At 70.3% G+C, this 10,228-nt stretch carries 5 protein-coding genes and 1 pseudogene; 4 read left to right on the top strand and 2 right to left on the bottom strand.

Annotated features, from left to right (window positions below):
• The first annotated feature begins 146 nt into the window (after positions 1–146).
• Together ABH937_RS37785 and ABH937_RS37780 are read left to right on the top strand one after the other, a co-directional pair.
• Complete coding sequence (locus tag ABH937_RS37785) at positions 147–4,865, top strand: putative T7SS-secreted protein (protein ID WP_370220821.1); 4,719 nt, start codon at positions 147–149, stop codon at positions 4,863–4,865.
• Positions 4,866–4,886: 21 nt separating this feature from the next.
• Complete coding sequence (locus ABH937_RS37780) at positions 4,887–5,282, top strand: hypothetical protein (protein WP_370220820.1); 396 nt, start codon at positions 4,887–4,889, stop codon at positions 5,280–5,282.
• Between the two features lie 714 nt (positions 5,283–5,996).
• Here the strand turns inward: ABH937_RS37780 and ABH937_RS37775 are convergent.
• Both ABH937_RS37775 and ABH937_RS37770 read right to left on the bottom strand, forming a co-directional pair.
• A complete protein-coding gene (locus tag ABH937_RS37775; protein ID WP_370220819.1) occupies positions 5,997–7,175 on the bottom strand; it encodes an ADP-ribosylglycohydrolase family protein in 1,179 nt (392 codons plus the stop codon).
• 192 nt (positions 7,176–7,367) lie between these two features.
• A complete protein-coding gene (locus ABH937_RS37770) occupies positions 7,368–8,072 on the bottom strand; it encodes a TetR/AcrR family transcriptional regulator C-terminal domain-containing protein (protein WP_370220818.1) in 705 nt (234 codons plus the stop codon).
• 55 nt (positions 8,073–8,127) lie between these two features.
• Between ABH937_RS37770 and ABH937_RS37765 the strand changes: the two are divergent.
• Together ABH937_RS37765 and ABH937_RS37760 are read left to right on the top strand one after the other, a co-directional pair.
• A pseudogene (locus tag ABH937_RS37765) lies at positions 8,128–8,580 on the top strand (FAD-dependent monooxygenase); the annotation flags it as partial.
• Between the two features lie 37 nt (positions 8,581–8,617).
• A complete protein-coding gene (locus tag ABH937_RS37760; protein WP_370220817.1) occupies positions 8,618–9,712 on the top strand; it encodes an FAD-dependent monooxygenase in 1,095 nt (364 codons plus the stop codon).
• Positions 9,713–10,228: the final 516 nt, after the last annotated feature.

Raw genomic sequence — 10,228 nt, 5'->3', positions numbered from 1 at the left:
GACTACTCGAAGGCGTCGCTCGACAAGGCGGCGGCCGACTCGCGTGCGGCGTGGGCGGCGGAGGGCAAGGACGTGGTGAAGAGCGTCCCGTTGCCCGGTGCGCAGCAGGTCATCGATGCGGCCAAGCGGCAGGCGGGTAACGGCTGATGGGGATCCTGGACGACGTCGGCGACGGCCTGGAAGGGCTGTACCAGGACGGCAAGAAGCAGGTCGGCAAGGTCGTCGACCAGAACGCCCACATGGTGGGCGGCATGCTCGACTTCGTCGGCCTGCACGGCGCGGCGAACACGGTGGACAACTGGGGCGATAGCGTCGCCGACAGCCTCGGTGCGCAGGTCGGGGAGAAGCAGCTCGGGCAGTCCGACGACCCCAAAGACCTGGTGCACGGGGACGCCAAGGCGCTGAGCGAGGCGGCCGATCATCTGCGCACGTTCCACGACGCGTTCGAGGAGACCGGCAGCGGTCTGCGGGCGATGGACTCCTCCCACTGGCAGGGCCAGGCCGCCGACGCGTTCCGCACCCGCTTCGCCCCGCACCCGGGCCAGTGGCTGACCGCCGCCGACGCGTGCGCGGCCGCTGCCCAGGCGCTGGACGGCTTCTCACACACTGTCACCTGGGCGCAGGGTCAGGCGCAGCAGGCGATCGATGCGTACAACGCGGCGAGGAAGGCCCACCAGCAAGCCCAGGACGCGTACAACGCAAGTGTCGACAGTTTCAACAAGGCCGCGAAGGCGTGGAACGACGCCGCAAGGTCCAACCCGGACCCTGGCCCCAAGCCCACCGACCCCGGGGACTTCCACGATCCCAGCACCGGCCAACTCGCCCACGCCCAGGACCTCCTGCGCGAGGCCCGGGCCCAGCGTGACGCGGCGGCCGGCAGTGCCGCGAAGGCACTCCAGACCGCGACGGCGACCGCGCCGACCGAGCCGAGCTTCACCCAGCGGATGAAGCTCGACTCCATCGACGCCGCCGAGGGCGGCATGGTGGGCGTCACCCACGTGTACGGCGGGATCGCCAAGGGCGCGGCCGACATCGTCGACTTCGGGCGCGGCCTAAACCCGATGGACCCCTACAACGCCACCCACCCGGCCACCTACCTCGACCACGTCAACCAGGTCGCGGTCGGCCTGGTGCATGCCGAGATGCACCCCACCGACGTGGTCAAGTCCCTGGTCGGCTCGGGCTGGGGCTCGGACCCGGCCGAGGCCGGCGGCAAGCTCTTCCTCAACGCGGTGTTCGGTGCCGCGACCGGCGGCAGCGGCGAAGCGGCCACCGCCGCCGAGACGGTCGGTGTGAACGCCACCAAGGACGCCGCCGAGACCGCGGCGAAGAACGCCGCCGAGGACGCGGGCGGCGGTGCGGGCCGTAACGCGGTCAAGGACCCGAACGTCAACGGGCGCCAGCCGGGTGATCGGTGCCGCGGCGGTGACCCGATCGACATGGCTACCGGCTACATGACCTTGAGTCAGACCGACGCCCACCTCGCCGGCGTCCTGCCGCTGCTCTTCACCCGCACCCACGATTCCCACTACCGTGCCGGTCGTTGGCTGGGGCCGAGCTGGGCGTGCACGCTGGACGAGCGCCTGGAGATCGACGAAGAAGGCGTTGTCCTGCTCCGTGCCGACAGCATCGCTCTGGCCTACCCCCACCCGGCACCGGGCCTACCGACGCTGCCGAGCACTGGCGCGCGCTGGCCGCTGGCCGTGGACGCCGAGGGCCGGTACACCGTCGCTAACCCCGTCACGGGGCAGGTGCGGGTCTTCCGACCTGACCCGACCAACCCACTGCTCGCCCCACTCGACTCGATCACCGACCGGGTCGGCCACCAACTGGTCTTCGAGTACGACCACAACGGCGCCCCGATGGGCATCCGGCACTCAGCGGGCTATCACTTGGAAGTCGACACCGCCGACTACCGCATCACGGCGCTGCGCGCGGGCGGGGTGGAGTTGGTCCGCTACGGCTACACGGACGGCCACCTCACTGAGGTAGTGAACTCCTCGGGCCTGCCGATGCGTTTCGAGTACGACGCGGCCGGGCGGATGACGGCCTGGATCGACCGAAACAGCTCGCGCTACGGCTTCGTCTACGACGATCAGGATCGCTGCATAGCCCAGGGCGGTGCGAACGGTCACCTTCGGTGGAGTTACGAGTACCGCCCCGGCCAGACGCTCGCCACCGACTCGCTAGGCGCGGTGAACCGCTTCGAGGTCAACCAGAGCCACCAGATCACCGCGCACACCGATCCGCTCGGCCACACCACCCGCTTCACCCGCGACGCCTTCCACCGCCTGTTGTCGGTGACCGATCCACTCGGGCGCGCCAATGCTTTCGAGTACGACGCGGCAGGCAACGTTGTTATGGTCACTCGCCCCGACGGTGCACGCTCCTTCGTGACCTACAGCACCCTCAACCTACCGCTCACCGTGATCACCCCGGACGGCTCGACCTGGCGTCAGACGTACGACGAGCACGGCAACCGCACCTCGGTCACCGACCCCGCCGGCGCCACCGCCCACTTCGTCTACGACGCCGCGGGTCACCTCGCCGCCAGCACCAACGTGCTCGGCCATACTGCACGCGTACAGTGCGACCCGGCGGGTCTGGTCCTCGCCGCAGTCGACCCGCTTGGCGGCACCGTTGCCTACCGGCGTGACAGTCTGGGCCGTCCGGTAGCCGTCACTGACCCTGTGGGCGGTACTACCCTCCTGGTCTGGAACCCCGAGGGCCTGCTGACCTCCCGCACCACCTCCGACGGAGCCACCGAGAGCTGGACCCACGACGGCGAGGGCAACACCCTCACCCACACCGACCAGCTCGGCGCCACCACCACGTTCGAGTACACCGACTTCGACCTGCTCTCCGCCCGCACCAGCCCCGACGGCGCCCGCCACACCTTCACCCACGACACCGAACTGCGGCTGATCGAGGTCACCAACCCCCAGGGCCTGACCTGGACCTATCAGCACGACCGGGCGGGCCGACTCACCGCCGAGACCGACTTCGACGGCCGCACCCTCGCCTACACCCACGACGCGGCCGGCCAGCTCGCCGCCCGCACCAACGGCTTGGGCGAGACCATCAGCTACACCTACGACCTGCTGGGCAACCTCACCGCCAAGGACGTCGAGGGCGACCTCACCAGCTACACCCATGACGCGCTGGGCCACCTGCTCACCGCCACCGGCCCCGCCGTCGTACTGACCCGCACCCTCGACCCGCTGGGCCGCCTGCTCACCGAGACCGTCAACGGCCGCACCCTCACCAACACCTACGACCCGCTCGGCCGCCGCACCTCCCGCACCACCCCAGGCGGCACGCTCAGCACCTGGGCCTATGACCCGGCCGGCAACCCGCTGACCCTCACCACCGCCGGACGCACCCTCACCTTCGACCACGACGCGGCCGGCCGCGAGACCGCCCGCCACCTCACCGACACCGTCACCCTCAGCAGCACCTACGACCCGCTCGGCCGCCGCACCACCCAGGCCCTCACCACCGGCCCCGACGTCCTCCAGCACCGCGCCTACCGCTACCGCGCCGACGGCAACCTCACCGCCATCGACGACCGGACCTCCGGAACCCGCCGCTTCGACCTCGACGCCGCAGGCCGGGTCACCGCCGTCCACGCCACCGACTGGACCGAGCGCTACGCCTACGACGACGCCGGCAACCTCACCCACGCCGACTGGCCCGCCCGCGACGACAGCGCCCACGGCCCCCGCAGCTACACCGGCACCGGGATCACCGCCGCCGGCCGCATCCGCTACACCCACGACACCCAGGGCCGCGTCACCACCCGCCGCCGGCGCACCCTCTCCGGCCGCACCGACACCTGGCACTACACCTGGGACGCCGAGGACCGCCTCATCGCGGTCACCACCCCCGACGGCATCGAATGGCTCTACCACTACGACCCCTTCGGCCGCCGCATCGCCAAACAGTGCCCCGCCACCGCCGAGTGGACCCTCTTCACCTGGGACGGCCCCACCCTCGCCGAACAGACCGCCCAGGGCCCCACCCTCCCCGGCCCCTACACCCTCACCTGGGACCACGACGGCCTGCACCCCCTCACCCAGACCGAACACCTCGCCACCTCCCCCGACCAGCAAGAAGTCGACCGCCGCTTCTTCGCCATCGTCACCGACCTCATCGGCACCCCCACCCACCTCCTCAACCCCGACGGCACCACCGCCTGGGAAGCCCGTACCACCCTCTGGGGCACCACCACCCAGCCCAAGGGCGCCACCACCACAACCCCACTCCGCTTCCCCGGCCAGTACCACGACCCCGAGACGCGACTCCACTACAACCTCCACCGCCACTACGACCCGGAGAGTGCTCGGTACCTCTCGGTCGACCCATTGGGGTTGCGGGCTGCCCCCAATGCCAAGAGCTACGTTCATAATCCGACGATCTGGGCAGACCCGCTGGGCCTGGCGCCGGATGACTGCAGTCGAGGACTCTTCGACTTCCGTTCACCAAACCCGGACTATCCCCCAAATTCGGATGCGCTGGCCGAATTGCAAAAGCTGGCCAGCGGGCCCCGTCATTCCAGCCTGGACTGTTCCGAGATCGCCGAGCAAATCAAGGAGTCCGCAGGCGGCGCTGGCCAGGTTATTCGCTTCGCGCCGGTCTCCAAGTTCGATGAAATCGTAATCCCCGAGAAGGGGGGCAGCGTGCTGGAGCGGTATGATTACCATGAGGTATTTTCCGACGGGCGATATGTGTATGACCCGGACCTTAGCTCGACGCCGGTCCCTCTGGGTGACTACGAGCGCGCACTTCGAGGGCTCAATCCGCGCGATAATGGGAACCCGGGATTCCTGTCCACTCGTTTTACTAGCAGAAGGCCGAGGGACTGAAGCATGGTAAATCCTCACGGCGTGATCGAGGTGCCGACAGTAAAGCGCATCCTCCGTTTGCTTGGTGAGCTTGAGTGGGGGCGCTACGCCATCGGTTTGAACCCCGCGGATTCAAGAATGTTCCCGAGCTCGATTGTCTGGCGGTATCGCGACCCTTCTGCCAGAATTGAGGAAATCCTTCGTGTCGCGGTCTCGGAAACGGCCAGTGAGTTTGAGTGGAGCTTTGATTCCAGCGGCAAGAATTGGACATTGATGCCCATGAGGCTGGCGGAGGTCCTCCAGGGGCCACCGCAGCTCTCATTGGTCGATGCGCTTGACGAGCTAATGTCCCTGGATCAGAAGTACTGTTTTCAATCGAACTCCGAACTGAAGAGTCTTCTTTTGGTGATTGAGAAAAATTCAAAGATTCTCAACTGAACCTAATTCCAGCGACCGAGTTGTACCAATCGCCAGCCTGGAATTGGCGTCTGCGGTAGTGGATCTGGGTGGGTCCTGATCTGCGGTGGCTGCATCGACACCAGTCCGTCCCGCGGGAAGAGCGGTTGGTGTGGTTCCTGGTTTCTGCCAACCGTCTGGCCGCGAGCAGGCGGCGGCGGAAAGCTGTGGGTGCCGACAATTCTGTCACCCACGCTGAGCTGAGGATTCAGGATCACGATGTGATCACGTTGAGAGTGTGCGCGAGGCCGGCGCCGCACGCTTGGAGATCGTGACGGTCCGTCTGGTCCACCGATCCGGCCGCCTCCTGCTCGGCTGGCTGCGCCTGCTGGCCCGCTCTTCCGCGGCAAGGATGTCGAGATACTGGTGCTGCGGCATCAGCTGAGCGTCCTCGAACGCGGCAGGCCGGAACCGCCCTTCACCCTCGGCGACCGGGCCGTGATCGCTGCCCTGGTCAGGCTGCTGAGCAAGCGTCAGCGCCTCAGCACTCGCCTACAACCCGGCGGGCCGGACCCTGACCACCAGTACTCCGTCGAGAGAGAGGATCGCCATCGGCTGACCGCCACCGCGCCGACCACCCGCCGCCAGAGCGGGCGTGAAACGGCGAACGCCCGTTCCTCGCCGAAAGCCAGGAACGGGCGCCGATGGCCGCTGCCCGGAAAGCGGGCAGCGTGTACAAAGAGTGTGTCCGAGCCCTCAGTAGATCCAGCGGCGCTCCTCGCCCGGGGCCACCTCGGCTGCGATGTCGTCGGCGAGCCTGGTGATCGCCGTGCGGCCCTCGATCCGCTGCAGCCAGTCCGGCGGCAGGCACACGTCGCCGTGCTGCGCGCCGAGCAGGTTGCCGCAGATGGAGCCGGTGGAGTCGCTGTCGCCGGAGTGGTTGACCGAGAGCAGGAAGGCGGCCTCGATGGGGGTGCGCGGCGGGTTCGGGTGGCAGTGGGTGCCCTGCTGGTCGACGTAGAAGGTCTGCTGCTGGGTGGTTGCCAGCGCGGCGTAGACGCCGATGGCCAGTGCTTCCTCGGCGACCCAGCCGGCGCCCAGGCTCTGCAGCTTCTCCGCGGTCGCCTCGCCACCCTCGGTGGCAAGGTCGTAGGCCGCGCGCAGGGCGGTGCTGGTCTCGTCGTGGCCGGGGTAGCGGGCGAGCAGGTCCAGGGTGAGCAGCACGGCTGCGGCCGGTGACACGCCGCCGAGCAGGTGGTGGATCAGGGCGGCGAAGGCGCCGGCGGCGTAGTAGCCGGTGGGGTGGCCGTGGGTGATCTGGGCGCAGTGCGCCGCGGCCTCGAAGGCGGCCTTGGCGTCCCGGTCGGTGAAGCCGAAGGGGGCGGAGCGCATGACGGTGCCGCAGCCCTTGGAGTGCGGGTTCACCGGTCCGGGCCGGCCGTCGAGTGGATCGTTCAGGCGGGGGGTGTGGGTCTGCTGCAGGCCGGTTAGGCAGGCGTTGCCGGGCGCGCGCCGGGCGTACAGCCAGGGCTCCTCGCGCAGCCATCCGGTGCGGTGCCGCTGTCCCTGGTGCGGCGGCGGCGCGGGCTCGGTCTGGGTCTCCAGCCAGCACAGGTAGGCGTCGCGTACGATCGCGCCCTCCGCGCCGCCGATGCCCCTGGCCTTGGCTCGGGTGTAGGCGCTCAGCCAGCCGGAGGCGGTGAAGAGCGTCATCTGGGTGTCGTCGGTGACCCGGCCGATCACTCCCTGGTCGTCGGCGACCAGGCCGGTGACGCCGTTCTCGCCGTACTTGGCCCGGATCTCCGCCAGAGACAGGAACTCGACGGGGTTGCCCAGCGCGTCCCCGATGGCTCCGCCGAGCAGGCAGCCGCGCAGCCGCGCATGGTATGCGGTCAGTTCGTTCCATGAGCGCTTCTTCACGCTGACATCCCCCATGGGCGATTCTCCGGTGTTCTCGGTACGGTGCAGCATTCCAGCACAGTCGATCACCGGACGTTGCTTGACGGGGACGCAGTCAGGCGCCATCTGTGTCGGCGTTCCGCCCGCGCTGAACCGACGGGAGTAGAGGTTCTTCACAGACGAGGGTGCAGCGGTCGGGAACTGTGAACCGGTAGCCGCACTGAACGGTCAGCGACCCAATCGGGCCGCGAGACCGTCGAGCACGCAGTCCAGGCCGAACGTGAACTCGACGTCGAGGTCGAGTTCCTCGCCTTCGAGGACGCGGCGGGCGAGCATCGGGTGCTCGCCCGCCGCGAGGACCTCGCTGATATAGGGGCCGACGCTGCGCTGCCACTGCTCCTCGGTCAGGCCGGTGCGCTGCTCGGCGCGCCGAGCAGCCTGCTGTGTGGCCACCGAGCCGAGCACGTACGCGCGCACGGCTCCGAGCGCCTGTGAGGCCAGGGTGATGTCGGGCGTGAGCGCGACGGCGGCACGCAGCGCGGATTCGGACCGTCGCAACGAGTTGGGGCCGAGTGAGGGCCGGCCTGCCAGTTCTCCAGCCAACCAGGGGTGCCGCAGCAGGGTCGCGCGCTGGGCGTGCGCGACCGCGGCCAGGTCGGCGCGCCAGTCCCGCGTGGGCTCGGGGAGCGGGTCCTCGCCCTGCGCCGCGTCGACCATCAGGTCCATCAGTTCGTCGCGGTTGGTGATGTAGCGGTAGAGGGTGGCCGTCCCGGAGCCGAGGTCGCCCGCGACCCGGCGCATCGAGACCGCGGCCAGGCCCTCCGCGTCGGCGACGGCCAGCGCGGCGGCCACGTACTGGTCCACTCCCGGTGCGCGTCGGGCCGGTTCGGGGCGAGGCCTGGTCCACACCGACCAGGGAGCGGGTTCGGTCATCGGGTGCTTCCTCTTCTCGTTGACCGGCATTCTAGCTTCTGGCTACGGTGTATCCATGACAGAAACAGCGTATCTGGAAGTGCCGGTCCTCGTGGTCGGGGGCGGCAGCGTCGGGCTGCTCACTGCGGCGTTGCTCGCCCACCACGGCGTCTCCGCGGTGCTCGTCGAACGCCGCCCGGGGCCGTCGGTCCACCCGCGCGCCACCGGCATCGGGCCCCGGACGGTCGAGATCCTGCGTGAACTCGGGCTGGACACCGCCGTCGACGCTGTCGCTGTCGACCTGCGGGGTGCCACGGCCAAGGCGGTGGCGCGGACCGTCGTCGAGATGGGCGCGGGCGATGTCGTGACCGTGCCCATGCCGATCCCGTCCGCCACCGAGCTGGACACGACGCCGTTCAGGCTGCGTGGCGTCTGCTCACAGGACCGCCTTGACGCCGTGGTGGCGGCCGACTTGGCGCGCCGCGGAGCGGATGTGCGCTGGTCGACCCGCCTGGTCGGCATCGCGCAGGACGCCGACGGGGTCGACGTCGAGCTGGAGGGGCCCGATGGTCGCTACTCGCTGCGCTGCGCGCGTGGTGGCCGCGGACGGCACGCACAGCGCCGTGCGGGCCGCGCTCGGCGTGGGCACCTCCGGGGCGGGCGACCTGGGCAAGTCGAAGATCAACATCCTGTTCCGCGCCGACCTCCGACCCCACCTGCGGGGGATGTCCTTCGGCACCTGCACGATCACCACGCCGGAGGCACCCGGCCTGCTGGTGACCGTGGACGGAGCGACCACCTGGGTCTTCCACGTCACCTGCGACGTGGACGGGGGCGAGCACCCCGAGGACTTCACGGACGAACGCTGCGTCGCGGTCGTCCGCGCGGCGGTCGGCGATCCCGACCTCGACGTCGAGGTGCGCAGCGTGCTGCCGTGGCGGCCCCGGAGCGCCCTGGCCGACCGCTTCGCCGTCGGCCGCGTGTTCCTGGTCGGCGACGCCGCCCACACCGTGGCACCGCTGGGTGCGTTCGGCCTCAACACCGGCGTCGCCGACGCCCACAACCTGGCGTGGAAGCTGGCCGCCGTCCACCACGGGGAGGCGGGCGCCGGCCTGCTCGACAGCTACGCGCAGGAGCGCGAGCCGGTCGCCGCGGCGACGTTGGACCAGGCGATGCGCAGGTTGGCCGACCCGGCGCTGCACTGGGGGCGTGGACCCGAGGCCGACGCCGCCAGGGCTGGGGCGGGGGTGTGGGCGGCGCCGGTCGTGCACCTCGGCCAGCGGTACGACTCGGCCGCCGTCGTCGATCCGCGGCCGGAACTCCCGTCCACGGTCGACCTGGTGGCGGCGCTGGACGGGTCGCCGGGTTCACGGGTGCCCCACGCGTGGGTCGACGGGGTCTCCACGCTCGACCTGGTCGCGTCCCGGTGGACCCTGCTGGTGGGCGCCGCGGGCGACCGGTGGCTCGCCGACGCGGCGCACGTCGGCCTACCGGCACACCGGGTCTGCGCACCTTGGCTGTCCGACGACGGAGCCCTGCTCGTGCGACCGGACGCGATCGTCGCGATGCGGGTCACGGCGCCGGTCCCGGATCCGGCGCGGTTCCTCGCCGACGTCCTGGACCAGGTACTGGCCAGGCCGGTCGCGGTGCCGAGCACCTGACCGGGAGTGAGGCGCCCCGTCACAACCACAGCTTGGCCGTGCTGACCTCGAAGTTCGAGGAGTACGCGCGTACTTCCCGTTCGACGACCCGACAGCCGCCCGGATGTCCGCGGACATGCAGGAATTGCTGACATCGACGTGCGGGCCACTGACGGCTGACCCGGTACCACGGCAGATCGCCCTGTCCACGAGTACGAGTGCTGACCAGGTCACCGCCCGATCCCGGCGCCCTTCCAAGGAGACGGAGCTGCTCGTGCGCAGGCACCGGAGCTGCTCGTGCGCAGGTACGAGAACGCGGTGCTGCGCCGGGGACCGGGGTGGGGGCCGGCGGCGGGGGGGGGGGGGGGGGGCCCCCCCGCCCCCCCGGGGGGGGGGGGGGGGGGGGGGGGGGGGGGGGGGCCGGGGGCGGGGGGGGGGGGGGGGGGGGGGGGGGGGGGGGGCGCCGCGGGGGGGGGGGTGGGAGTGGGCGACGGGGACGGCGTCGGCGTGTTCAGCGGCGGCAGCTGGGCCAGCGGC

The organism is Kitasatospora sp. GAS1066B (genome assembly GCF_041262605.1).
Lineage (GTDB): Bacteria > Actinomycetota > Actinomycetes > Streptomycetales > Streptomycetaceae > Kitasatospora.
The sequence above is the reverse complement of the archived record's forward strand: the minus strand, read 5'-3'. Positions and strand labels throughout refer to the sequence as shown.

Excerpts from the sequence above, each read along its gene's own strand:
- ABH937_RS37770 (WP_370220818.1), bottom strand. The coding sequence starts at position 8,072 with ATGACCGAACCCGCTCCCTGGTCGGTGTGGACCAGGCCTCGCCCCGAA.
- ABH937_RS37760 (WP_370220817.1), top strand. The coding sequence starts at position 8,618 with ATGGTCGCTACTCGCTGCGCTGCGCGCGTGGTGGCCGCGGACGGCACG.
- ABH937_RS37775 (WP_370220819.1), bottom strand. The coding sequence starts at position 7,175 with ATGGGGGATGTCAGCGTGAAGAAGCGCTCATGGAACGAACTGACCGCA.
- ABH937_RS37785 (WP_370220821.1), top strand. The coding sequence starts at position 147 with ATGGGGATCCTGGACGACGTCGGCGACGGCCTGGAAGGGCTGTACCAG.